This window comes from Pedobacter sp. MC2016-14 (assembly GCF_020991475.1).
GTDB lineage: Bacteria > Bacteroidota > Bacteroidia > Sphingobacteriales > Sphingobacteriaceae > Pedobacter.
The window spans coordinates 465021-490106 of record NZ_JAJMPA010000002.1; the positions used below are offsets into that span (position 1 = coordinate 465021).

A 25086-nucleotide genomic window follows, 5' to 3' on the forward strand; every position below is an offset into this window, starting at 1 on the left:
ATAAAAATATGAAGAAATCCATTATTATACTTGCCAGAACTGGCTTGTTTATGCTCTTGCTGAATGCAGGAAATGTATTCGGCCAGCAAAGACTATCTGAGCAAATGGCCGCGACCGCCATGGAAATCTGGCAGGAAGGTCCGCCAAGATGGTCATACGACCAAGGTGTTGTTTTAGATGGTATTGAAGGACTTTGGAGAAGGACTGGATATGAAAACTATTTCCTCTTTATTCAAAAAAGTATGGATAAATTTATATCTGCTGATGGCGAAATTGCGACCTATCAGCAGGACCACTTCAATATTGATAACGTTAAAAACGGACGTTCACTACTTACTTTATATAAGACAACTGGTCAGCAAAAATATTTAACCGCAGCAACGCTGTTATGGAAACAACTGCACATTCAGCCCCGTACTAAATCCGGGGGCTTTTGGCACAAAAAGATTTACCCTAACCAAATGTGGCTTGATGGCTTGTATATGGGGCAACCGTTTTACGCAGAGTATGCTGCTATGGTAAAAGATACCGCAGCATTTAATGATATTGCCAATCAATTTATTTTGATGGAAAGCCGTTCAAGAGATAAGAAAACCGGTTTAATGTATCATGGATGGGACGAATCTAAAACTCAAAAATGGGCAGATAGCGTTACGGGACTTTCACCGCATGTGTGGGCAAGGGCAATGGGCTGGTACGGTATGGCACTTGTAGAGGTATTGGATAACTTTCCGGCAAACCATCCCAAAAGAAAGGAACTACTGGCTATTTTAAACCGTTTTGCAAAAGCTGTGAAAAAGGTTCAGGACAAAAAAACAGGAGTATGGTTTGACATCCTGGATCGCCCAAAAGATAAAGGCAATTATTTTGAATCATCAGCCTCAAGCATGTTTGTTTATGCATTTGCAAAAGGAGCCAGGCAAGGTTACTTACCTGCTGCTTACCTCAAAGCTGCAAACAAAGGCTACAAAGGGATTAAAAAAGAATTTATAGCGCAACGTGCTGCAGGTAAGGTGAACTTGAAGGGCACAGTAAGTGTATCTGGATTGGGTGGCAAGCCTTACCGCGATGGCAGCTATGCGTATTACATGAGCGAAAAGGTAATTACCAATGACCCTAAAGGTGTTGGTGCATTTATCCTTGCCGCTAACCAAATTGAAGAGGCTGCGCAGGCCGTAAAATAAGATAAGCATTAAAATACATATGGACTTACAATTAAAAGAAAAAGTAATCATCATAACTGGCGGTGCCAAAGGAATAGGTAAAGGATTAGCAGAAGTTTTTGCTGCAGAAGGAGCGATCTCTGTGATTGTGGGCAGGAAAGCCGCAGATAATTTAAAAGCGGTTAGCGCCATTACAGAAAAAGGTGGACAAGCCTTTCAGGTTGAGGCTGAATTGAGTGATCCGGAAGCTTGTGAGCGCGCAGTAAATGCTATTGTTGCCCAGTTTGGAAGAATTGATGCACTGGTAAACAACGCTGGTGTAAATGATGGTGTAGGACTGGAAAGCGGTAATTACAAAGACTTTATGTCTTCTTTGCATAAAAATGTAGTACATTATTATATGATGGCTCATTTTGCTTTGCCAGAATTGAAGAAAAGCAAAGGTTCAATTTTAAATATTACCTCTAAAACTGCCGAAACAGGTCAGGGAAATACTTCTGCTTATGCAGCAGCAAACGGGGGAAGAAATGCGCTGACCAGGGAATGGGCTGTTGAATTGCTTAAATATGGTATTAGGGTAAATGCAATAGTGGTAGCGGAATGCTGGACACCGGCTTATGAAACCTGGATTGAAACCCTACCTGAAGCAGCGAGCAAGCTGGAAGAGATTACCAATAAAATCCCCTTGGAAAATAGAATGACTACCGCTGAGGAAATTGCCAATATGGGCGCCTTTTTGGTATCGGCAAAATCAAGCCATACTACGGGACAAATTATCCATGTAGATGGAGGTTACGTGCATTTGGACAGGGCATTGGTAAATGCATAGCCGTAATTTTAACTAACGCATTAAAAGAAATGAATACTAGCGAAGAGATGAAAACTTTAGTCTGCACTACACCCGGAACGTTTGAGTATAGTAAAGGAATAAAACCGGTGTTGACAAAAGGCAACGCCATTATAAAAATAAAAAGGATAGGGATTTGCGGAACGGACTTACATGCCTTTGAAGGTACACAGCCTTTTTTTAATTATCCAAGAATATTGGGGCATGAACTTTCCGGAGAGCTTGTAGAAGCCGATGGTGCTGAAGGCTTTGAGCCTGGTGAAAAAGTAACATTTATACCTTATTTTAATTGCGGCCATTGCATTGCCTGCCGTTCTGGTAAGCCCAACTGCTGTACAGATATTAAAGTATGTGGCGTACATGTAGATGGTGGAATGGTAGAATACCTATCTGTACCCTCCAGGACGCTGCTACATGGAGAAGGTTTGAGCTTTGACGAGCTGGCATTGGTAGAGCCATTAGCGATAGGTGCACATGGTGTTCGTCGCGCTGGTGTACAAAAAGACGAATTTGTATTGGTAATTGGTGCAGGTCCGATAGGCTTGGGTACGATGGAGTTTGCAAGAATTGCAGGTGCCAAAGTAATTGCACTGGACATCAATGAGGGACGTTTGCAGTTTTGCAAAGACAGGTTGAAAATTCCTTATGTAGTGAATGCACTGGCAGCTGATGTGATGGAACAGTTAAAAGAAATTACCGGAGGTGATATGCCAACAGTTGTGATTGATGCTACCGGAAGCCTTAAGGCTATACAGAATGCTTTTCAATACATGGCACATGGCGCCCGGTTTGTGTTGATTGGGCTTCAAAAGGAAAATATAACTTTTAGTCATACAGAATTCCATAAAAGAGAAGCTACATTGATGAGTAGCCGCAACGCAACAACACAAGATTTTGAGCATGTGATCAAGTCAATGAAAAGTGGCCTGGTAGAGCCTACCAATTACATTACGCATAAGGTTCAGTTTGAAGAAGTAGCAGATGAATTTGAAAGCTGGCTTAACCCTGCTACAGGGGTTATTAAAGCAATGGTAGAGCTGAATTAAATTAACCTTCTTTCCTGAAATTTTGCTATTTTTGCAGTATAAATAACTCGAGTAAATTGACATTAATAAAATCTATTTCAGGAATAAGGGGAACAATTGGAGGTGTAGCTGGTAATGGCTTAACTCCAATTGATATTGTAAAATTTACGGCTGCTTATGGCGCCTGGGTAATTGAGAAAACAGGTATTAAGAAAATTGTACTTGGGCGTGATGCGCGCATTTCGGGAGAAATGGTGAATAACCTGGTGACAGGGACGCTTCAGGGACTTGGTATTGAAGTGATTGACCTGGGTCTTTCTACCACACCTACAGTGGAAATAGCTGTTCCTCTAGAGCAGGCTGGAGGTGGAATCATTTTAACGGCCAGCCATAATCCAAAACAATGGAATGCGCTGAAGTTGTTGAATGAGAAAGGTGAATTTATCAGTGATGCAGATGGTAAGGACGTTCTTGAACTTGCGGAGCGGGCTGATTTCAATTTTGCGGAGGTTAACGACCTTGGTAAGGTAATTCATAACGATACTTATCTTCAAAAACACATTGATGTTATCCTTGAATTGCCCTTGGTAGACATAGCGGCAATTAAAAACGCCAATTTTAAAGTTGCGATTGACTGTGTTAATTCTACCGGAGGTATTTTTGTCCCTGCACTGTTAAAGGCATTAGGCGTTCAAACTGTTTATGAACTTTATTGCACACCAGATGGAGATTTTCCACATAATCCGGAACCGCTACCTGAGAATCTGACAGAGATTGCGAAGGTAGTGCAAAATAAAAACGCGGATTTAGGTATTGTTGTAGACCCGGATGTAGACCGTTTGTGCTTTGTGTGCGAAGATGGTAGCATGTTCGGTGAAGAGTATACGCTGGTTGCAGTAGCTGACTATATTTTAAAAAACACGCCGGGAAATTCGGTGTCAAATTTGTCTTCCACCCGCGCACTTCGTGATGTTACAGAAAAATCTGGCGGCCAGTATAACGCTTCTGCGGTAGGCGAAGTCAATGTGGTTAACAAAATGAAAGAGACCAATGCCATCATTGGTGGTGAAGGTAATGGTGGAATTATTTATCCTGAATTGCATTATGGCCGGGATGCCCTTGTTGGAATTGCTTTGTTTCTGACACATTTGGCGAAATTTGGAAAGTCTGTATCTTTGTTAAAGAGCAGCTATCCAACTTACCACATCTCAAAAAATAAAATCACACTGACACCCGAAATGGATATTGATGCCCTATTGCTGAAGGTGCAGGAGAAATATAAAAATCAGCCCAATTCTACTATAGACGGGTTGAAAATAGAGTTTGACAACGAATGGGTGCATTTACGTCGTTCTAATACTGAGCCGATCATAAGAATTTACAGCGAGGCACAAAATGAGACTATCGCAGAAAATCTTGCCGCTAAGATCATCTCTGATATCAAAGAAATATTAAAACTGAACTAACTATTGCGGATCACTCCTAACTAAAGTGATTCTTTTAAGTAATATTAAAACTGAACTAACAAGAATGAACAGAATTTATTTAGACAATGCAGCTACAACGCCGCTTGATAAGACGGTAATTGCAGAAATGGTTGGCGTAATGGAAAACGCTTACGGCAACCCATCCTCGATACATGCCCAGGGTAGGGAAGTACGCACTTTGGTTGAAAAGGCACGTAAAACTGTAGCTGGTCTACTTAATGCTGTTCCGGCTGAGATTTTCTTTACTTCTGGCGGTACAGAAGCAGATAATACGGCAATTAGATGCGGAATTGCTGCATATGGTATTAAACATGCCATCACTTCAAAAATTGAGCATCATGCTGTAGAACACACTTTAAATACATTATTGAAGCAAGGTGTAATAGATAAATTGAGTTTTGTAAATGTAGATTCAAAAGGAAATATAGATTACGCCCATCTTGAAGAGCTTTTACAAAATAATAATGAGCGTTCTTTTGTTTCATTGATGCATGCCAATAATGAGTTGGGCACCCTAACCAGTATGGAACGGGTAGGAGACATTTGCGAGCAGTACAATGCCATATATCATTGCGATACGGTGCAAACTATGGGGCATTATGCTCATGATGTTAAAAAACTTAAAGCTCATTTTATTGTATGTGCTGCACATAAATTACACGGACCAAAAGGCGTAGGTTTTTTATATGTGAACCACAGCATTAAGATCAGTCCGATGATTTATGGTGGTGCGCAGGAACGCAATATGCGTGGAGGTACTGAAAATGTTTATGGCATTGTTGGTTTGGCTAAAGCACTGGAAATTGCATATGCAGAGATGGACGAGCATCAGCAATACATTCAGAGTTTAAAAACTTATTTAAAAGATAGGTTGGTTTCGGAAGTGCCCGGGATTGATTTTAATGGAGAAACTGATCCTGAAAAAAGTCTTTATACGGTACTGAATGTGTCATTTCCAGAAATGGATATGGCAGATATGTTACTCTTTAACCTGGATATTAATGGTATTTCCGCTTCCGGAGGTAGTGCTTGCTCTTCTGGTTCAAATATAGGCTCTCATGTACTTACAGGTATTGGAGCAGAGCCCTCAAGGCCATCAGTAAGATTCTCTTTCAGTAAATATAACACTAAAGAGGAAATGGATTTTGTAGTAGATAAGATTAAGCAGGTTCTGGAGCAGAACGTAACTGCATAAGTTATTTGTTAATAGTATTAAATAATAGAGGGGGCTTATGGCCCCCTTTATTATTTTAGTTCTTCATCATCTTCAGGAAACTGGCCAATTTAGCCTTCATTGCCCTGCGATCTACGATGAAGTCAAGAAAGCCATGTTCAAGTACAAATTCAGCAGTCTGGAATCCTTTAGGTAAATCTTTTTTGATGGTTTCTTTAATAACCCTCGGACCAGCGAAGCCAATTAAAGCGCCCGGCTCAGCGATATTGATGTCGCCCAGCATAGCATAAGAAGCGGTAACTCCACCTGTAGTTGGATCTGTTAATAAAGAAATATATGGGATTTTTGCCTGGCTCAATAATGCAAGTTTAGCAGAGGTTTTTGCCATCTGCATTAATGAAAAAGCAGCTTCCATCATTCTGGCTCCTCCAGATTTGGAGATCATCAAGAACGGGATTTTGTGTTTTATACTGTAATCAATAGATCTGGCAATCTTTTCACCCACAACCGAGCCCATAGAGCCACCGATAAAATTGAAATCCATACAGGCAATTACCAGTTCTTCTCCATCTATCTTGCCTACGCCCGATCTGATGGCATCTTTTAAGCCCGTTTTAACCATACTATCTACCAAACGCTCAGTATAAGGTTTGCTGTCAGTAAAGTTGAGCGGATCACCAGAAGTCAGGTTCTCAAAAAGTTCTGTAAACTCATTATTGTCAAATAATACCTGAAAGTATTCTTTCGAACCAACCCTTAGGTGGTAGTCGCAATAATGGCAAACATATTTATTTTCTATAAGGTCAGCGCTGTGCAATGCTTTCTTGCAATTTGGACACTTGTTCCATAAACCATCCGGCGCTTCTTTTTTTTCTTCAGTTAGGGTACTTATTCCTTTTTTCTCTCTCTTAAACCAAGCCATGTTATTAGTTGAAAAATGCGAGTACAAAGAAACGAAAAAAAATCAGAACAGTTTAGGGTAGTTTGTGGTTAAAATAAAAGAGCATAAGCTTGGCCTATTTGATATTTTTCATAACTTCGGCATATATAAATTAATAAAAGAATGAGTTTAAAAGGCTACAAAGGCGTTATTTACGGAGATGCCCTTCAAGAATTGTTTGAGCAAGCTAAAAAACATCAGTTTGCATTACCTGCGGTAAATGTTACCGGCACCAATACTGTAAATGCAGTTATGGAGACTGCTAAGGCAGTAAATTCACCAGTGATGATTCAATTGTCAAATGGCGGTGCACAGTTTTATGCAGGTAAAACACTAAATAATGACAACTTAAATGCATGTGTATTGGGTGCAGTATCGGCAGCTAAACATGTACATTTACTAGCCGAGCACTATGGCGTTGCAGTTGTTCTGCATACAGATCATGCTGCAAAAAAACTACTGCCATGGATCGACGGATTGCTTGATCACGGTGAAAAATTCTTTGCCGAAACAGGTAAACCCTTGTTTTCATCACACATGCTTGATCTTTCGGAGGAGTCTATTGAAGAAAACATGGAAATCTCTGCTAAATATTTAGCCCGTATGGCTAAAATGGGTATGACCATTGAAATTGAACTTGGCGTTACAGGTGGAGAGGAAGATGGTGTAGACAATAGTGATGTAGACAGTTCAAAATTATATACACAGCCTTCTGAGGTAGCTTATGCTTATGAAGAATTAAGTAAAGTAAGTGACAAGTTTACTATTGCAGCTGCATTTGGTAATGTTCATGGCGTTTATAAGCCAGGTAATGTGAAATTACAGCCTGTAATCTTGCACAATTCTCAGGAGTTTTTGAAAGAGAAATACAACATAGCAGCAGAAAAACCTATTAATTTTGTATTCCACGGTGGTTCAGGTTCTTCTCAGGAGGAAATTAGAGAAGCAATTTCTTATGGTGCCATTAAAATGAACATTGATACAGACATGCAGTGGGCATTTTGGGAAGGTATACTAGACTATTACAAAGCAAATGAAGCTTATTTGCAAGGTCAAATTGGAAACCCAGACGGAGAAGATAAACCCAATAAAAAGCATTATGACCCGCGTGTATGGTTACGTAAAGGTGAAGAGGCATTTGTAAAACGCTTAACACAAGCCTTTGAAGATTTAAATTGCAGAAACGCAAGCGATAAATTATAATTCAATTTTAATTGCCACAGGATATCCTGTGGCAAATTTTTTAAATATGGAACCACTTCAGATCATCAAAATCAGCAGGCAGGAAGAATTAGAAATGGCTTTCGCTGTTCGTAAAATTGTATTTGTTGAAGAGCAAAACTGTCCACCTGAACTGGAATGGGAAAATGAAGAGGTGTCTACCCATTTCCTTGCCTTGTCCAATCACCAACCCTGTGGCACTTGTCGCTGGCGTAAAACTGATCTGGGATATAAATTGGAGCGGTTTGCTGTCTTAAAAGAGCATAGAGGTAAAAGGATAGGACAGGCGTTGGTTGCAGCGGTATTGAATGATCTGCCTTCTGATGCAGAATACATTTACCTAAATGCCCAAACTGCCGCCTTAAGTTTGTATGCTAAGTTCGGATTTACAGCGGTAGGCGATGAATTTGATGAAGCAGGGATCAAACATTTTAAAATGGTTAAGAAATAAACAGGTTATCTGTTAAATCCATAGCTTCTTTCCATTTATTCTTATTAAGATGTAATTGAACACCTTTAGCTTCTAGAAAATTAACCATTTCTTCCGTGGCCATATTGCCGGTAAGTTCATCAGCAGCCATCGGACAGCCTCCATATCCTTTTAAAGCGCTATCAAAACGTTGGCATCCCGCTGCATATGCTGCAGCTATCTTTTCTATTCTGGTGCCAGGCGTACTGTGTAAATGTACACCAACTTCGATCCCGGAAAATTGAGTAATCAGTGCGGGTAATACTTTATTTATTTTTTCTGGAGTGGAAACACCGGTTGTATCGGCAAGAGATACGATTGTTACACCCCTCTTCACAAGTTGACTTGCCCAATGAAGTACAATGCCTTCATTCCATTCATCGCCATAAGGATTTCCGAAACCCATACTTAGGTATACAACAGCAGTTTTATTGGTTTGACTGCAAATTTCCAGCATTTGTTCTACTGTATCTAATGACTTTAAAATGGTAGAATTGGTATTGCGTAGCTGAAAAGTCTCTGAGATTGAAAAAGGGAAACCAAGATAGTTGATCTCTGGATGTACTGAGGCCTCTTCTGCACCCCTTAAATTGGCTACAATTGCAAGTAATTTGGTCCTGGTGGCATTCAAATCAAGCTGTTCCAGAACCTCTCTGGTATCACGAAGCTGCGGAATGGCCTTCGCAGATACAAAGCTTCCAAAATCTAATGTATCAAAGCCTACTTGTAATAAGGTATTTAAATATTTTGCTTTAAGTGCTGTCGGTATAAAATGATGAATGCCTTGCATGGCATCACGCGGGCATTCTACAAGTTTCATTTCCTGTTCCATAATGCATCTGTTTTAGCAAATATAAAAAAAGAGGATACCTTTTGGGTATCCTCTCTAGCTTATAATTAGTTTGGTCTTATTTATTTTTACCTAAGTCAATTACAATAGGGGTAGAGATACATAATGATGAGTATGTACCAATTACACGTCCAATAAGTAAAGCAAAAATAAATCCGCGGATACTATCACCTCCAAAGATGAAGATTACAAGTAAAACGAAGAATACAGTTAACGAAGTCAAAATGGTTCTGCTCAACGTACTGTTCAAGGCGAAGTTAATTAGCTTATTACGCTCTTCACCATGCAGGTCTTCTTTGCCACTTTCAGCAAGTTTCTCACGAATCCTATCGAATACAACAACAGTTTCTGTCATGGTGTAAGACATTACGGTTAAGATTGCCGCAATGAAATCCTGACCAATCTCTAAAGAGAATGGAAGTACGCCATCAAGAATAGTATAGAATGACAATACCAGTAACACGTCATGGAATAGGGCAATTACAGCACCTAAACCGTAGTTTAGCTTTTTAAACCTAACAACGATGTAGATAAACATCAGTAAACAAGAGAAAAGGATGGCACCGTAAGCACTGTAAAGCAACGAGCTTGCAATGATTGGTCCTACTTTTTGGCTACTTTCAATAGTGTACTTCTCAGATGTTTTAGCTAATCCTGATCTTAATGCATCTTCAACAACTTTATCTGCCTGAAGATCTGAATCTGTAATGTGGTAAGTAGTTGTGATTTTTAATTCATTGTTAGCACCAGCGGTTTTCACTTCAGGAGCCTCATTGTCAAACACAGGAGTAAGTTGTTCTCTAACCTGTTGAATGTCCATTCCTTTATCAAAATGAACAATATAAGTACGTCCACCTTTAAAGTCGATACCTAATCTTAAGCCATCGTTTTTAACGTAGAAAATGATACCCAATACAATGATCACAGAAGAAATAATATAATAGATCTTTCTGCGGCCTACAAAATCGAATGCGATGTTTTTGAATGCATGTAAGGTAAGGCTGTTACCAAAAGTGATGTTGGAATTTTTGTTCAGCAAACCTTCAAAAACCAAGCGGGAAATCAATACGGCACAGAATAAAGAAGAAAGAATACCAATACATAGTGTAGTTGCAAAACCTTGAACTGGTCCGCTACCAAAAATATACAAGATAACTCCTAAAATTAATACCGTAACGTTAGAGTCAATGATGGATGGCATTGCATGTTTGAAACCTTCTTTAATAGAAGCTGCGGTGCTTTTTCCGTGTAACAACTCCTCACGTACCCTTTCAAAAATAAGGATGTTTGAATCTACAGATAAACCAATTACGAGAATGATACCTGCAATACCTGGTAATGTTAATACCGCACCAAGCGATACCAAAATACCCATGATGAAGAATAAGTTGATGACAAGAGCAAAGTTAGCTACCCAACCTGCTTTGTTATAATACAGTGCCATAAAGACAAGGATTACGATAAATGCAAGCACGAACGATAATAAACCATTGTCAATGGCTGCTTGTCCTAAAGATGGGCCTACAACGAATTCTCCAACAATACGTGCCGGAGCAGGTAATTTACCAGCTTTTAAAATGTTAGCCAAATCCTGAGTATCGCTTACCTGGAAGCTACCAGTAATTGATGAGATACCATTAGGAATTTCATTTTGTACCGTAGGAGCAGAGTATACTGCGTTATCAAGTACAATAGCTATAGATTTTTTGTTGTTTGGATCGGCAGAAGCTTCAGCAGTGATTTTTTTCCATTTAGCTGCACCTTCACTGGTCATATACATGGTAACCTCAGGCTTGCCTTTAGGATCAAAGTCGTGGCGGGCATCACTAATTGCTTCACCACCCAAATCAGGAGTTCCGTCTGCAGAAGTAACTTTAATAGCGTACAATTCAAAAACCTTGCTGCCTTCCATTGGTTTTACTCCCCACATCAATTTCATGCTTGATGGAATGATAGAAGCAATCTCAGATTTTCTGAAGTATGAATTTACTTTAGCTGTATCTTTTTGAGCCACCCAGCCAACAACAGCACCCGGACGTAATGCTGGCTGTCCGTTTTGTCCCTGGTATGTCGGGATGTTTAAAACAGCAAATAAAGGGTTGCTTTTTGTAAGCTCTAATTTTTTTGCAGTTGAATCTGTAGAACCAGAATCAGTTTTTTTAGCAAGACCAGCCAAAGCGCTGGTGCTTTTTTTAGCAGTATCAGCTTTTACAGCTGCAGTAGTATCTTTTAATGTTGCTGCAAGAGTTTTGTTAATGTTCTCCATAATAGAGTACACTTCTTCATTTTGATATACTTGCCAAAATTGAAGTTCAGCAGAACCTTGTAATAATTTATGGATTCTTTCTTTGTCCTGTACACCTGGCATCTCAATTAGGATACGGTTTGTACCTTCTTGCTTTTGCATGTTTGGACTTACCACGCCAAAACCATCAATACGGCTACGGATGATGATAAAAGAGCGGTCAATGGCGCTGTTTGCTTCTTTTGATAAGTAAGTTTTTACATCACTATTAGAAGCATTGGCTTTTAACGTAGTTGCATTGTCCTGATTTGCGAAGAAATCAGCCAATTTAGCATTAGGACTTAATTTTTCAAATTCATTTACAAACAAACTAACGAAGTCTTTACCACCAGCATTCAACTGAGTTTGTGCAGTTGATAATGCCTGGTTAAAGTTAGCATCAGTAGGATTGCCAGCCAGGGATTTTACCAATTCAGCTAAAGAGATCTCCATGGTAACATTCATACCGCCTTTTAAATCCAGACCCAGGTTAATTTCCTTGGTTTTGCAGAATTGGTAATCGAAACCCAGTATTGGATAAACTGGTACAGTGGACATGGAATCGAGAAAAGCCTTTTCTTTAACTGGATCGCCTTGAGCGTACGCTTTAGCTTTTTTTTCTACGCTCGACGTAACTAAGTTGAACGAGAGAGAATACACACAGACAATACCCAGAAGTATTGCCATAAATTTAATAAAACCTTTACCTTGCATTTTTTGTTTGTAATTATCGTCTATATGCTATATATTTTTAACAAGTCGGCAAATCTAATTATTTTTTTAATAATAGGCGACCTTAAAAACTTTTATTATTCAGATGGTTGTTAAACGCTTTTTTTGCTCAAAAGCGTTGAAAAAGTGTAGGGTACTGCATGTTTTTCATCCACTTCATGCTCTTCTTCTTCCGTTACTAGCCAAGCCCCGGGATCAATTGCAGGGAAGAAAGTATCTGCATCGTAAGTATGATGTACGCGGGTCAAATAAATCCGATCAGTTTTCGGAAGTGCCTGTCTGTATATTTCTGCACCACCCACTATCATTACTTCTTCATTAGGATCACACAATTGTAGTGCCTCATCCATGCTATTTACCACTTCAGCCCCGTTAATTTGCAATTGTGTATCTCTTGTAATGACTATGTTTCTACGGTGGGGTAGCGGCTTGCCTACAGAGTCGAAGGTTTTTCGACCCATTATAATGGTATGACTACTGGTAATATCTTTAAAATGTTTCAGATCTTTAGGTAAGCGCCACAACAATTGATTGTCTTTGCCAATGGCATTATTTTCTGAAATAGCCACAACTATGGAAATGATCATACGGCAACGGCTCCTTTAATGTGCGGGTGAGGCTCGTAGTTTTTTAAGGTGAAATCTTCAAACTTAAAATCGAAGATGTCTTTAACTTCCGGGTTTATTTCCATTACTGGCAGTGATTTGGTGTCGCGGCTGAGCTGAAGTTTAGCTTGCTCAATGTGATTATTGTAAAGATGGGCGTCGCCAAGGGTATGGATAAAGTCGCCGTAAGCAAGTCCGCATACCTGCGCAACCATCATAGTCAGCAAAGCATAAGAAGCGATGTTAAAAGGTACACCCAGAAATATGTCTGCACTCCGTTGGTAAAGCTGACAACTTAATTTGCCATCTGCAACGTAGAACTGAAAAAATGAATGACAGGGAGGTAAGGCCATGTTTTCTATCTCTGCAACATTCCATGCAGATACAATGATCCTTCGCGAATCAGGGTTAGTTTTTATAGTATTGATAATTTGGGTAATCTGATCAATATGCCTGCCATCAGGAGTTGGCCAGGATCGCCATTGCGAACCATAAACTGGTCCCAGGTTTCCGTCTGCATCAGCCCATTCGTCCCAAATTTTTACACCATTGTCCTTTAAATATTTGATATTGGTATCACCACTCAAAAACCAAATTAATTCATGTATGATAGATTTGAGGTGTATTTTTTTTGTGGTAACAATTGGAAAGCCTTCCTGAAGGTTAAATCTCATTTGGTAGCCAAAAACACTCACTGTACCAGTCCCAGTCCTGTCATGCTTTTGCGCCCCGTTATCCAGCACATGCTGCATTAAATCTAAATATTGTTTCATTGGCTTATGTAGATGTAGCTAATATAAATATAGATTACAAAACTAAAACATTATTCCCACATTTGGTTTGTGTTATTCTTCTCTTTTGGTTAGCGTTATCAGCAATCAATTTGTAAGTTTGCAAAAATCAAATAAACATGCTTGCCTTTGCAAATGCCAAGATAAATTTAGGTTTAAACATTACAGAAAAAAGGCCAGATAATTATCACAATCTGGAAACCGTCTTTTATCCTGTTAAAATATATGATGTGCTCGAGTTATTGGATGCTGAGGAAACCAGTTGTGCTATAAAAGGTATTGATGTACCTGGAGCGGTTTCGGACAACATCTGTTTAAAGGCTTACAGGTTATTGCAGGAAGATTTTTCATTACCAGCTCAGCAGATTGTTTTGCTTAAAAATATACCTGTTGGCGCAGGCCTGGGTGGTGGTTCTTCTGATGCGGCATTTTTGATTAAACTAGCCAATGATAAGTTTAAATTAGGTCTCAGCGTTTCACAGATGGAAGACTATGCCAGGAAATTAGGTGCTGACTGTGCTTTTTTTATTCAAAATAAGCCTTTATATGCATTTGAGAAAGGCGATCAATTTAAAGAATTAAATATAGACCTTTCCAAATATTATCTGGTATTGGTTAAGCCGTCAGTTCATGTTTCTACAGCTGATGCTTATGCATTGTTAAAACCCGCTTTGCCAGTTGAGGGATTAAAAGAATTGATACATTTGCCATTGAAGGACTGGAAAAATCATGTCAAGAACGATTTTGAGGAGGCTATGTTTATTAAATATCCTGAAATTGCAATTGTAAAAGAGCAGCTTTATCAAGCAGGTGCAACATTTGCATTGATGAGCGGTAGCGGCTCGAGTGTTTTTGCGATATTTGAACATGAGGTGGCCCTGCCGGAATTGGAAATTAAGAATAGGGTGTTTTATAATATTTAACTATAAGATGGAAATTAACCTGGTACGCAAAAACGATAAATTTAACTTTGAAGCTAAAAACGAAGTGGGACAATTGGTTGAGCTTGATGCAAATCCTGCAATAGGCGGAGAAGGCAAAGGTTTTAGGCCAATGGAGATGCTGCTTGTTGGTCTTGGAGGCTGCAGCGGAATTGATATGGTAAATGTATTGACCAAGCAGAAAGAGCCATTGCAAGACATCAAAATCAATATTAAGGCAACCAGGAAAGATGATGAAACTCCAGCTATTTTTGATGTAATAGATATTCATTTTGATTTAACTGGAGAATTAAATACGCAAAAAGTAGAGCGTGCATTGGCACTCACTTTTGATAAATACTGTTCTGTATCCAATATTTTAGGTCGCACTGCGACTATAAACTTTACATATAAAATTCAAAATACATAATGCAAGAAGATAATTTTGAGACCATCGCTATCCGTTTGCAGGCAGAAAGAAGCCAGCATAAAGAACATTCTGTTCCACTTTATTTAACCTCCAGCTATAAATTTGATGACGCTGAGGAAATGCGTGCGCTGTTTGCCAATGAGAAAGAAGGCAATGTGTACAGTCGTTATGCAAATCCAAATACTTCAGAGTTGATTGAGAAAATGGCAGCTTTAGAAGGAGCAGAAGATGGTTGGGCTACGGCAACAGGGATGGCGGCAATCTTTACAACTTTTGCAGCATTTTTAGGTAATGGCGATCATGTGTTGTCTAGCCGTTCTGTATTTGGCTCTACACATCAGTTGTTGAGCGCAGTTTTTCCAAAATGGGGCATTACTTATTCTTATGCTGATCTGGATAAACAGGAGCAATGGATTGAAGGCATAAAGCCAAATACTAAAATGATCTTTGTTGAAACTCCTTCCAATCCTGGTATTGATATTATTGATCTGGAATGGTTGGCAAAGCTGGCTAAGCAGCATAATTTGCTACTGGTTGTTGATAATTGTTTTGCAACACCGTATTTGCAGCAGCCTATTAAATTAGGCGCGGATATTTCAATTCATTCTGCTACTAAATTTATAGATGGTCAGGGTCGTACACTGGGTGGTATCATTTTAGGTACTAACAAGCTAATGCGGATTATTGAAGGGTTTGCAAGGCACAGCGGACCAGCAATGTCTCCATTTAACGCCTGGCTGATGTCAAAAAGTTTAGAAACACTAGCGGTTCGTATGGACAGGCATTGTGACAATGCCTTGAAAGTTGCTGAATTTTTAGAAAGTCACGCTAAAATTAAGAAAGTGATGTATCCGTTTTTACCTTCTCATCCACAATATGCCATCGCCAAAAAGCAAATGAAGCAAGGAGGTGGAATTGTTACGCTGGTTATTGATGGAGGTGTTGCCGCGGCGGGAGCATTTATGAATAAATTAAAAATGTTTTCAATTTCTGCTAATTTGGGTGATACTCGTTCTATAGCTACACACCCGGCTACAAGTACGCATTCCAAATTGACAGAAGAAGAACGACTGCAAGTAGGTATTGAACAAGGTACAATTCGTCTGTCTATCGGCTTGGAGCATATTGATGATATATTGCGCGACATTAGTCAGGCTTTAGATTAGTATACATATCATTAGATAAATGAAAGACACCAGCATGGTGTCTTTTTTTTTGCATGCTTAGGACTACGCCTGGCCTTGACCTGATCAAAGGCAGAATGAAGGCAAAGTAAAGGCATAGAAAATCCACAGCAACCGCATACGCTGTGTGGGCTTTCTGTGCGTTTGCTGTGGGCTTGTTGTGGGGTTTCTGTACTATTGCCTGGGTCGTTATATGTACGTTACTACTAGAAATCTACCAGATGTCCATAAGGAGTCTATTTTTTGCCTAAAATATGGTGTTTTACTGCTTAGATTTATTTACTGGGCGCTGAATGGTTCAATTAGGTAATTGCCTATTATTTATCAAAAGTAGTTCCTTTGAAAGGCATCTAGTAGTATTTAAATTTAAAAAGGCTATCTTCAAAGCATTATTGACTTTAACCTATTTTATTGAATCTACTAGTTGTAGAATATGTCGGTGGCTGCACAAAGGGAGTTGGATTTATTAGAACGTCTTGTAAAACAAGATGCTAAGGCATTTTCTGAATTGTATAACTTATACATCAGGAAGATGTACGTCTATGCTTTAAGTATTGTGAAGTCTCCTATGCTTGCAGAAGATATTAGTCACGATACCTTTGTGAAGTTATGGGAAAACGCAGCAGGTGTTCAAACTGACCGTTCCTTGCAATCGTATTTATACACGTTAACTAAAAACCTTGCTCTAAATACTATTAGACGAGCTTCTCGCGAAACATGGATCTCAGACGAAATCATCTCCAGTGCACTTGCTACTTCAGAAGACGGTCTGCAGTTTACAGAGCGTAGGGAAACCAGCGACATTATCAAAACTGCAATAGCGCAACTTCCCGCACAACGCAGAATTATATATGATTTGTGCCGCAACCACGGATATTCCTATAAACAGGCTGCTGAAAAGCTTGGTATAAAAGATACTACTGTAAACAGCCAAATGGTAAAGGCATTGCGTACCATTCGTGAATTTATGGTGCGTAATGGTGCTCTAGTTTTAATGATTTTTTATAAAATCTAATTTTTTTCAAAATCGGGTACATGTATTTGCCAGTTTGTGTGTATTACATAAAACAGCAGAGCAAATTGGAAAAAAATATTAAACAGTTATTTATTGATTTTATAGAAAACCGTTGCACGCCATCTGAGATTGAAAGAGTTCAGAAACTGATGCGTGAAGATTTTTATGAACAGCAATGGAAAGAAGCTATTGATGAGACCGGAAATCGGCTTTCTGATGAAGCAGTTGTTGATCCCGGTATAAATGAAGTACAGCTTTTTAATAGAATCAGCATATCGGCAGGCATTGTATCTAAAGCTCCAAAACTTTATAATTGGATTTCTTACGCGGCAGGGTTAATCGTTTGTGTCGGAATTGGCTTTTGGTTTTTAAAAGCTCCTCAAATCAAAAATCCACAGCCAGTAGTGAAAGTCGCTTTGCCTGTCCCTTCAGTAGTAAAAAGTGCTGAACACAAATGGATCAAATTACCAGATGGCAGTTCTGTTCAACTAAATGCAAATAGCCATCTAGATTATCCGGAAAGTTTTGCCGGAAGTGCTAATAGAGAGGTCACTTTGGAAGGTGAAGGATATTTTGACATTAAGCATGATGCTAAACATCCTTTCATTATCCATACAGGCAAAATTAAGACTACTGTTTTAGGAACAGCATTTAATATAAGTGCCTACCACGCTGAAGCTGGAGTAACCGTAACGGTAACAAGAGGTAAAGTGATGGTGCAAGATGAGCAGAAAACCCTTGCTATACTTACTCCAGATCAACAATTAGTTTGGAATAAGCAAGCTCCACCTATAAAAAGTAACGTAAAAGTGGAGTCGATATTAGCCTGGAAAAAGTCTGATTTGATTATGGACGATATTACACTGGCTGATGCTGCTAAAATGATTACTGAACGTTATGGAATTAGTGTCCGCTTTAAAAATGATAAAGTTAAGGACTGCCGTTTTACAGCCACTTTTTTAAATAGAAATGAGATTAGTCAGGTATTGACAGTTCTCGGTGACATTACAGGTGCCAGCCTCACGCTAAATTCTGGAGTGGTAACTATCGATGGATCAGGCTGCTAATCTGTTAAAATAAAAGAATATGAATTCACCACCTTAATAATACCCCACAGACCTTAAAAAAGCAAACCCCGGCTGCAACCGGGGCTTGTAAAATTGGTCTTAAATTTTCAAGTGTTCAACCTAAAACCAATGCAATGTATTACAATTTTACCCCTTATGCAAGCCGGTATCTTCCGGCTATGAATTTTACGTTTAATTTTAAAAAAGTCAGTTTTTTTATGAAGATTAACGCAGTCCTGTTGATAACAATTCTTACAAGCGTAAGCGGACTGATGGCTTCCAGTACCAAAGCGCAGTCGCTTGATGAAGTAACCGTATCGTTTGGCTTAAACAAAGCCCCGCTAAAAAATGCCTTATCGCAAATTGAAAACCAGACTGACTTTAGGTTTGCCTATAAAAAGGAACTACTGGGCGCATTTAACCAGGTGAGTTTGCTGGCGCAAACTCGTACAGTTAAAAGTGCACTGGACCAGTTGTTATTTGGTACAGGAATTTTGTACCGGCAGCTAAATAACAGTATTATATTGTATAAGACAACTGAAACTAACACTTTAGAGGTTTTAGCCTCAGGTCAGCAAAAGCAAATTACCGGAACAGTACGGGATGAAAATGGACAGCCCATGCCAGGTGTTTCTGTTAGGGTTAAAGGCCAACCTAATGTGGTAAGTACAACTTCTAGCGGGAAGTATGCTATTGATGTCACAGGTAATACTGCTTATCTTGTATTTCGTTACATCGGTTATGCAGCCCAGGAATATAAAGCAGAAGCTGGACAAGTCGTGAACATCAACCTTAAGCCTGAAGCGGGTACGCTGGATGCAGTTGTTGTAATTGGTTACGGTACCACTACCAAAAGGGTAAGTACAGGTTCTGTAACTTCTATTACAGCAAAGGATATAGCAAGCCAACCTGTTTCGGATCCATTAGCTGCCTTGCAGGGCAGAGTCGCTGGTTTAGACATTACAGCTACCACAGGATATTCTGGTTCTGCTTATACCGTACGGTTACGTGGTATCAATTCAATTTTGGGAGGGAATGATCCATTTTACATTATTGATGGAATGCCCTTTATTTCTGAGCCACTAAACCAATTCAGTGGTGCTAATGGTCAGACAAGTCCTTTAAACAGCATTAACCCATCAGACATCGAACGTATTGATATCTTGAAAGATGCCGATGCTACAGCGATTTACGGATCAAGAGGCGCTAATGGTGTGATTTTGATTACGACGAAAAAAGGAAAAAGCGGAAAGACTTCTGTTGATGCAAAAGTGTACAGCGGCGCCGCCTTTGTAAACCATAAAATTAAAATGCTGGATGCTCAACAGTACCTCTTGCTACGTAAGGAAGCATTTGCGAATGACGGCACAACTCCAGATGTAGACAATGCCCCTGATTTGCTGAGTTGGGACCAAAATTTGGACAACAACTGGCAAGAAAAATTAACAGGCAATACGGCAAGATTTAATGAAGCGCAGCTTTCTGTTTCTGGTGGTTCTGAATTGACTAATTTTTTATTGAGCGGAACCTACAGAAAAGAAGGAAACGTGACTCCTGGAAATCAGGATTACAAACGTGGTGCCCTTAATTTTAATGTGAACCATAAATCGTTGGATAATAAATTTACGCTGAATACTTCTGTGAAATATGTGGGTGACTGGAACAATTCATTTGTTACAGATATGACCCAGTACTACAATCTTTCGCCAAACATGCCCGTTTATCAGCCTGATGGTAAGTATTTTTGGGTAGGTAACACGCAAAATCCCTTTGCCTTATTTGAACGGGAATATGAGTCCAGAAATAACAACTTGTTTGGTAATGTGCTGGCAAAGTATGCTATTTTGCCAAGTTTAAATGCTCAGGTTAGCTTAGGTTATAACCGCATAACTATGAACCAGACGCAGACAGTACCTGAAATATCTTCCAATCCTACACAGTATGTTGCCAGTACAGGAGCCTATGGAAATAATGAAGTGAACTCTTACATTGTTGAACCTCAATTAGATTATGTTCGTAATATTGGCAAGGGCAAACTAAATTTGCTAGCTGGTGGTACCTTCCAATCTAATCTAAGAGAAGGTCAGAATCTATTGGGTAGCGGATTCGCCAGTGATGAGCAGTTAAAGAATCCTTATGCTGCGGTTGCCCTAACTTCAAGAGGATATAATTATACAGATTATAAATATACTTCGATATTTGGACGGGCAACGTATAATTGGGATGAGAAATATATTATAAATGGAACCTTCCGTCGTGACGGTTCTTCGCGCTTCGGTCCGGATAAAAAATTCGGGAATTTCGGAGCAGTAGGTGCAGCATGGTTATTTGGCAACGAATCGTTAGTGAAGGATAACCTCCATTTCTTAAGTTTTGGTAAATTAAGAGGAAGTTACGGTACGTCAGGTAATGACCAAATTGGTGATTATCAATATTATGATAGTTGGAGTTCGGCAAGTTTTCCATACGCTGGTTCAGGGACCTTGTTCCCGACACGCTTTGCCAATCCTGTTTATCAATGGGAGGTAAGCCGTAAACTTGAGTTTGCTATGGAATTGGGATTTTTTAAAAGCAGAGTACTGTTAACTGCTGCTTATTACCGGAATAGGTCAGGGAACATGCTTATCGATTATCCATTGTCTCCTCAATCTGGTTTTCCTTCCTATCTTGCCAACCTTCCAGCAAAATTGGAAAACAGAGGTTTTGAGCTGGAGCTAAATTCCATCAATGTCAACAATGATGATTTTAAATGGAATACATCATTTAACGTTACTAGTGCCAGCAACAAATTGTTAGAATATCCTGGTTTGGAAAGTTCTTCTTTGTCCGACAGATATTTCATTGGACAGCCTATCAATGTAACTACCGGCTACCAGTCTACTGGAATTGATTCGCAAACTGGCCTGCCTACTTTTGTAGATAGAAATGGTGACGAAGAAATTTCGGAAGAAGAAGACTTAGCCATTTTGGGTACTATAACTCCTCAATATTACGGTGGTATGTCAAATAACTTTAGTTATAAAAACTGGAGTCTGGATTTCTTTTTTCAATTTGTAAAACAGGAAGGGCCATCATTAAATTCAGGATATTTATCTGGCCCATATGGTTCATTAGGAAATAAAGACATTAGCGCATTAAACAGATGGACTACACCTGGTCAGATTACCGATATTCCGGTTGCTACCGCTAGTGGAAGTTCTGATGCGGCCCAGGCTTATGGTTTTTGGCGTACCTCCAGTGCAAACTGGAAAGATGCTTCTTTTATTCGATTAAAAAATGTGGCTCTGCGTTACAATTTAACTTCTGTAGTGAAAAACTTAAAAATCAGCAATCTTACACTTTTTGTGCAGGGACAGAACCTTTTCACAATTACCAAATATGATGGATTTGATCCTGAAACTAAAGGATTGGTTTTGCCTCCTTTAAGTGTATATACCGCTGGTTTGCAAGTTTCATTTTAACTCCTAAAATTTAAGACAATGAAAACGAACATATATTTGACCTTAGCTATTTTACTTACGCTAACGGTTTCCTGCAAAAAATTTGTGGAGGTAGAGCCACCTAGAACAGAACTTGCTTCGCAGAGTGTTTTTGTGAATGATAAAACGGCCACTGCGGCAATGGTTGGCGTTTATTCTGATATGAACGCTTACAATTATTTTTACGCCAATTTAGTGACCATGTTTATGGGTGGGATGAATGCAGATGAATTTACCTATGCACTTACATCTACGGCAGAATGGGAAGAGTTTAAAAACAATAAAGTATTACCATCTAACCGTTTTGTGGGACAGCTTTGGTCTGAGCCTTATGATTATATTTATCGCACCAATGCAATTGTTGAGGGCTTAACCGCTTCTACAACTTTAAGTGCAGCTGTTAAAGACCAGCTAATGGGAGAAGCAAAGTTTATGCGGGCCTTTTTGTATTTTTATCTGGTAAATACTTTTGGCGATGTACCATTGATTTTAAATACAGATGTGCGTACAAATACTGATCTGCCGAGAACACCCGTAGCACAGGTGTACAATTCTATATTGGCAGATCTCGTTGCTGCAAAATCTCTGCTAAATATTAACTATCCCACTGGAGGTGCGCGCACGCGACCAACAAGAGGAGCTGCTGGATTATTGCTTGCACGGGCTTACCTATATACAGGTAATAATGCGCAAGCAGAAATTGAAGCCACTGAAGTCATAAATAACCAGAACTATAAATTATTGCAGGGTGCAGATATGAATAAAACATTCCTGAAAAATAGTGAGGAGGCCGTTTGGCAGTTACAAGTTGTAAACGAAGGTGGCGGAAGAAATACCTGGGAAGGTTTTACTTTTGTTCCGGCAAACTTAGCCGCTCCGGTTGCTTATTATAGGTTAACAAAAGGTACCGGTGGGTTAGTGGATGCTTTTGAAGCAAATGATTTAAGAAAGGCAAATTGGACTGGTGTTTACACGACTTCTGCAGTTCCACCTTTAACACATACCTATCCATACAAATACAAGATTCGCACAAGTACCGCAGGCGTTAATGAGTATTCTATGGTATTGCGCTTTGCCGAAGCATACCTGATTCGCGCGGAAGCCCGTACACAGCAGAATAAATTGCAGTTAGGTAAGGAAGACCTGGATGTGATCCGTTTGCGTGCTGGCCTTGGACCTGTTGCCTTACCAACATCAATAGCTGCTGGTATGCTACTGGTAGAACAGGAGCGCCGGGTAGAGTTATTCACAGAATGGGGCCACCGCTGGTATGATCTAAAAAGATGGAAAAGCGTAACTGGCGACGCAACTAAAACACGTGCTGATGACGTGCTACCATTAACCAAGCCCAATTGGAAATCTACAGCGATATTAATGCCTGTTCCTTCTGATGCCAGGAAAACAAATAATGCCTTAACACAAAACCTGGGATACTTTTAACGACTTTTCTTATGATCAAAAATATATTGATGATGATCTGTCTTGTAGTTGCTGCGCAGCAACTACAGGCACAGGTTGTTGAAATACAACCGGAAAAGCCACAGCGTGGTGATAAAATAACCATTACTTATCACACAGGTGCAGCAGGCGCCAAAATTGGAAGGGAAGCATCTTCAGTAACCCTGAATTTTACTTTTACAAGGTTTTTTGAATTGCCCTTGAAAACTCTTCCTCTAGAACGGCGGGGAAATGACTGGGTAACTTCTTTTGTATTGCCAAGATATGCAGCCTTTGCCTCTTTTACTTTTCAAAGCGGAGATCTGGTAGATCAGCCATCTGCCGATCGCCACTATAACCTGAAAGTTTACAACGGCAATAAAAGAGAAAAATCAAGTTACTTGTATGAGTGTTATAGCCTGGCTTTTGAAATGCCAAAGTCGCCCGGTCTGAGGCCTATGCAGCTTGGTCTATTAAAAAAAGAGTTAGAACTGTATCCTGATAATTTTGAAGCTAAAGTTTTTGTTCCTGTAGTACAAATGAATGCTGCTAAAACTCCCGAGGAGAAACAGAGGTTTCGTGAGGAAGCTAGAAGGCTAATTGCTGCCAGACTGGATGAAATTCCGGCCTCGGGTGCTAATTTGAATAGCGTTACTGCCAGCTATTTTACTATAGGTGAGAACCGTTCAGATTCAGTTTATAAAGTATTTGCCCAGCGTTATCCTAATTCAGCCTTGGCCAGAGATCGTAAAATCTCTGTCATAGCAAAAGAAAAAGATGAAGCCAAAAGAATTTCACAACTGGAAGATTTGCTAAAAGCTGTAGGGCAAAAAGAAGAGGAAAACTTTACTCAAATACACGGCATTTTATTTAAACACTATCTTAAAGCGGGAAATGCAGCTAAAGCAACTTATCATGCCAGAAGAAGTATAGGAAAAAAGAGCCCTCATACTCCAGAAGAATTGAAGGATATTGCAGCCTTGCTAACCAAAAACAAGTTGGCGCCTGATACTGCAGTTGCATATGCAGAACAATCACTTAAGATGGCGGATCAATGGCCGGTTGGTTTGATTAGGTACTTTCCTGAATTTGGTTACATTTTGCCTTATGTGCCCGATAGTGTTCGTGTTTTAGCAGTGGCGGAAGCAAAATCAGGTTTGCTTTCTATTATTGCGCTAAATAAATTGTACCTGAAAGACAAAACTGCTGCGATAATGTATGCTGGCAAATCTGAGAATGCTGGAGAAAGTAATGAAGGCTTAATGAACGTAGCGGTTATATATGAGCACACAGGAAATCCTAAGAAAGCATATGAAGCACTTTGGAAGGTTCTGTTAAAAGATCCTTCCGATACTGTTGTTATTCGATCTGCGAAAATAAATTTTCTGAAGTTTCATCCTTCAGTAACAGATTTCAATGTCAAACTGAAAACATTAGCGGAATTAAAAACAGCTCAGTTGAAAGCATTGCTTAGAAAGCAGCTGATGAATAAACCCCAACCAGAATTAAAAGGTATTACTGATCTAGAAGGCAAAGTTGTCAGTATTGAAGCCTTAAAAGGAAAGGTAATTGTGATGGATTTTTGGGCAACATGGTGCGTTCCGTGTATGCAAGAGCTGCCTTACGTTCAAAAAGTTTATGATAACTACAAAAACAATCCAGATGTGGTTTTCATGATCACCAATAGCGGAGCCAGAAACAGCATTGACGATGCCAGGGGTTGGGTTAAAAAGAATAATCAATATACATTTCCTGTCTATTTTAATAACGATAAGGACATTAGCGAAAAAGTTGGTTTCACAGTCATTCCAGCTGTTGCTCTTTTAGATAAAGCCGGAAAGCTACAGTTTAAAACCGTTGGTTTTGAAGGTGCAGAAATTGAAGCTAAACTTACACAGCAAATTGAAATTTTACTAAATCCATAAACACCAATTTGGCTTTATGAAATGTAATCCCGGTCTTCATC

20 protein-coding genes are annotated in these 25086 nt (G+C 39.4%); 15 read left to right on the top strand and 5 right to left on the bottom strand.

The window, feature by feature from the left end; genetic code table 11:
• Nucleotides 1–8: 8 nt before the first annotated feature.
• The 5 genes from LPB86_RS14180 (at nt 9) to LPB86_RS14200 (ending at nt 5717) form a co-directional block, all read left to right on the top strand.
• Nucleotides 9–1184, top strand: coding sequence for a glycoside hydrolase family 105 protein (locus LPB86_RS14180; RefSeq protein ID WP_230645040.1), 1176 nt, complete (start codon nt 9–11; stop codon nt 1182–1184).
• 19 nt (nt 1185–1203) lie between these two features.
• A complete protein-coding gene (locus LPB86_RS14185; protein WP_230645042.1) occupies nt 1204–1992 on the top strand; it encodes an SDR family oxidoreductase in 789 nt (262 codons plus the stop codon).
• A 29-nt stretch (nt 1993–2021) separates the two neighbouring features.
• A complete protein-coding gene (locus LPB86_RS14190) occupies nt 2022–3056 on the top strand; it encodes a zinc-binding alcohol dehydrogenase family protein (RefSeq protein WP_370632826.1) in 1035 nt (344 codons plus the stop codon).
• Between the two features lie 56 nt (nt 3057–3112).
• Nucleotides 3113–4501 (top strand): phosphoglucosamine mutase, encoded by a 1389-nt coding sequence (gene glmM / locus LPB86_RS14195; protein ID WP_230645044.1) that lies wholly within the window; start codon nt 3113–3115, stop codon nt 4499–4501.
• 64 nt (nt 4502–4565) lie between these two features.
• On the top strand, nt 4566–5717 hold the full coding sequence (locus tag LPB86_RS14200; protein ID WP_230645045.1) for a cysteine desulfurase family protein: 1152 nt from the start codon (nt 4566–4568) through the stop codon (nt 5715–5717).
• Between the two features lie 55 nt (nt 5718–5772).
• Here LPB86_RS14200 and accD read toward each other — a convergent pair whose 3' ends face one another.
• On the bottom strand, nt 5773–6618 hold the full coding sequence (accD, locus tag LPB86_RS14205) for an acetyl-CoA carboxylase, carboxyltransferase subunit beta (protein WP_230645046.1): 846 nt from the start codon (nt 6616–6618) through the stop codon (nt 5773–5775).
• Nucleotides 6619–6759: 141 nt separating this feature from the next.
• Between accD and fbaA the strand changes: the two genes are divergently transcribed.
• Both fbaA and LPB86_RS14215 read left to right on the top strand, forming a co-directional pair.
• Nucleotides 6760–7839 (top strand): class II fructose-bisphosphate aldolase, encoded by a 1080-nt coding sequence (fbaA, locus tag LPB86_RS14210; protein WP_230645048.1) that lies wholly within the window; start codon nt 6760–6762, stop codon nt 7837–7839.
• A gap of 46 nt (nt 7840–7885) precedes the next feature.
• Nucleotides 7886–8308, top strand: coding sequence for a GNAT family N-acetyltransferase (locus LPB86_RS14215; protein ID WP_230645050.1), 423 nt, complete (start codon nt 7886–7888; stop codon nt 8306–8308).
• Here LPB86_RS14215 and LPB86_RS14220 read toward each other — a convergent pair.
• The 4 genes from LPB86_RS14220 to LPB86_RS14235 form a co-directional block, all read right to left on the bottom strand.
• A complete protein-coding gene (locus LPB86_RS14220; RefSeq protein WP_230645052.1) occupies nt 8298–9158 on the bottom strand; it encodes a hydroxymethylglutaryl-CoA lyase in 861 nt (286 codons plus the stop codon). The genes LPB86_RS14215 and LPB86_RS14220 overlap by 11 nt on opposite strands.
• A 76-nt stretch (nt 9159–9234) precedes the next feature.
• Nucleotides 9235–12174: a protein translocase subunit SecDF gene (secDF, locus tag LPB86_RS14225; RefSeq protein ID WP_230645054.1), complete on the bottom strand. Its 2940-nt coding sequence runs from the start codon at nt 12172–12174 to the stop codon at nt 9235–9237.
• A gap of 110 nt (nt 12175–12284) precedes the next feature.
• Nucleotides 12285–12779 (bottom strand): dihydrofolate reductase, encoded by a 495-nt coding sequence (locus LPB86_RS14230; RefSeq protein WP_230645056.1) that lies wholly within the window; start codon nt 12777–12779, stop codon nt 12285–12287.
• Nucleotides 12776–13570, bottom strand: a complete 795-nt coding sequence (locus tag LPB86_RS14235; RefSeq protein ID WP_230645058.1) for a thymidylate synthase — start codon at nt 13568–13570, stop codon at nt 12776–12778. The genes LPB86_RS14230 and LPB86_RS14235 overlap by 4 nt, the downstream gene beginning before the upstream one ends.
• A gap of 137 nt (nt 13571–13707) precedes the next feature.
• Between LPB86_RS14235 and ispE the strand changes: the two genes are divergently transcribed.
• The 8 genes from ispE to LPB86_RS14275 all read left to right on the top strand — a co-directional run bounded on the left by ispE (nt 13708) and on the right by LPB86_RS14275 (nt 25045).
• Complete coding sequence (ispE, locus tag LPB86_RS14240; protein ID WP_230645060.1) at nt 13708–14511, top strand: 4-(cytidine 5'-diphospho)-2-C-methyl-D-erythritol kinase; 804 nt, start codon at nt 13708–13710, stop codon at nt 14509–14511.
• Nucleotides 14512–14518: 7 nt separating this feature from the next.
• Complete coding sequence (locus tag LPB86_RS14245) at nt 14519–14938, top strand: OsmC family protein (protein ID WP_230645062.1); 420 nt, start codon at nt 14519–14521, stop codon at nt 14936–14938.
• Nucleotides 14938–16104 (top strand): PLP-dependent aspartate aminotransferase family protein, encoded by a 1167-nt coding sequence (locus LPB86_RS14250; RefSeq protein WP_230645064.1) that lies wholly within the window; start codon nt 14938–14940, stop codon nt 16102–16104. Before LPB86_RS14245 ends, LPB86_RS14250 begins: the two co-directional genes overlap by 1 nt.
• Nucleotides 16105–16555: 451 nt before the next feature.
• A complete protein-coding gene (locus tag LPB86_RS14255) occupies nt 16556–17137 on the top strand; it encodes an RNA polymerase sigma factor (protein ID WP_230645066.1) in 582 nt (193 codons plus the stop codon).
• Nucleotides 17138–17202: 65 nt separating this feature from the next.
• Nucleotides 17203–18204 (top strand): FecR family protein, encoded by a 1002-nt coding sequence (locus LPB86_RS14260; protein ID WP_230645068.1) that lies wholly within the window; start codon nt 17203–17205, stop codon nt 18202–18204.
• Nucleotides 18205–18422: 218 nt separating this feature from the next.
• The gene (locus tag LPB86_RS14265) at nt 18423–21665 is read left to right on the top strand and encodes a SusC/RagA family TonB-linked outer membrane protein (RefSeq protein WP_230645070.1); all 3243 of its coding nucleotides are present in this window, start codon (nt 18423–18425) and stop codon (nt 21663–21665) included.
• A gap of 18 nt (nt 21666–21683) precedes the next feature.
• Nucleotides 21684–23123 carry a RagB/SusD family nutrient uptake outer membrane protein gene (locus tag LPB86_RS14270; RefSeq protein WP_230645073.1) on the top strand — a complete coding sequence of 480 codons (1440 nt, stop codon included), beginning with the start codon at nt 21684–21686 and terminating at the stop codon, nt 23121–23123.
• Between the two features lie 11 nt (nt 23124–23134).
• Nucleotides 23135–25045, top strand: coding sequence for a redoxin family protein (locus LPB86_RS14275; protein WP_230645075.1), 1911 nt, complete (start codon nt 23135–23137; stop codon nt 25043–25045).
• Nucleotides 25046–25086 lie beyond the last annotated feature (41 nt).

Coding starts and splice junctions, on each gene's coding strand:
- LPB86_RS14180 (WP_230645040.1), top strand. CDS start 9: ATGAAGAAATCCATTATTATACTTGCCAGAACTGGCTTGTTTATGCTC.
- LPB86_RS14185 (WP_230645042.1), top strand. CDS start 1,204: ATGGACTTACAATTAAAAGAAAAAGTAATCATCATAACTGGCGGTGCC.
- LPB86_RS14190 (WP_370632826.1), top strand. CDS start 2,022: ATGAATACTAGCGAAGAGATGAAAACTTTAGTCTGCACTACACCCGGA.
- LPB86_RS14200 (WP_230645045.1), top strand. CDS start 4,566: ATGAACAGAATTTATTTAGACAATGCAGCTACAACGCCGCTTGATAAG.
- accD (WP_230645046.1), bottom strand. CDS start 6,618: ATGGCTTGGTTTAAGAGAGAGAAAAAAGGAATAAGTACCCTAACTGAA.
- fbaA (WP_230645048.1), top strand. CDS start 6,760: ATGAGTTTAAAAGGCTACAAAGGCGTTATTTACGGAGATGCCCTTCAA.
- LPB86_RS14215 (WP_230645050.1), top strand. CDS start 7,886: ATGGAACCACTTCAGATCATCAAAATCAGCAGGCAGGAAGAATTAGAA.
- LPB86_RS14220 (WP_230645052.1), bottom strand. CDS start 9,158: ATGGAACAGGAAATGAAACTTGTAGAATGCCCGCGTGATGCCATGCAA.
- secDF (WP_230645054.1), bottom strand. CDS start 12,174: ATGCAAGGTAAAGGTTTTATTAAATTTATGGCAATACTTCTGGGTATT.
- LPB86_RS14230 (WP_230645056.1), bottom strand. CDS start 12,779: ATGATCATTTCCATAGTTGTGGCTATTTCAGAAAATAATGCCATTGGC.
- LPB86_RS14235 (WP_230645058.1), bottom strand. CDS start 13,570: ATGAAACAATATTTAGATTTAATGCAGCATGTGCTGGATAACGGGGCG.
- ispE (WP_230645060.1), top strand. CDS start 13,708: ATGCTTGCCTTTGCAAATGCCAAGATAAATTTAGGTTTAAACATTACA.
- LPB86_RS14245 (WP_230645062.1), top strand. CDS start 14,519: ATGGAAATTAACCTGGTACGCAAAAACGATAAATTTAACTTTGAAGCT.
- LPB86_RS14250 (WP_230645064.1), top strand. CDS start 14,938: ATGCAAGAAGATAATTTTGAGACCATCGCTATCCGTTTGCAGGCAGAA.
- LPB86_RS14255 (WP_230645066.1), top strand. CDS start 16,556: ATGTCGGTGGCTGCACAAAGGGAGTTGGATTTATTAGAACGTCTTGTA.
- LPB86_RS14265 (WP_230645070.1), top strand. CDS start 18,423: ATGAAGATTAACGCAGTCCTGTTGATAACAATTCTTACAAGCGTAAGC.
- LPB86_RS14270 (WP_230645073.1), top strand. CDS start 21,684: ATGAAAACGAACATATATTTGACCTTAGCTATTTTACTTACGCTAACG.
- LPB86_RS14275 (WP_230645075.1), top strand. CDS start 23,135: ATGATCAAAAATATATTGATGATGATCTGTCTTGTAGTTGCTGCGCAG.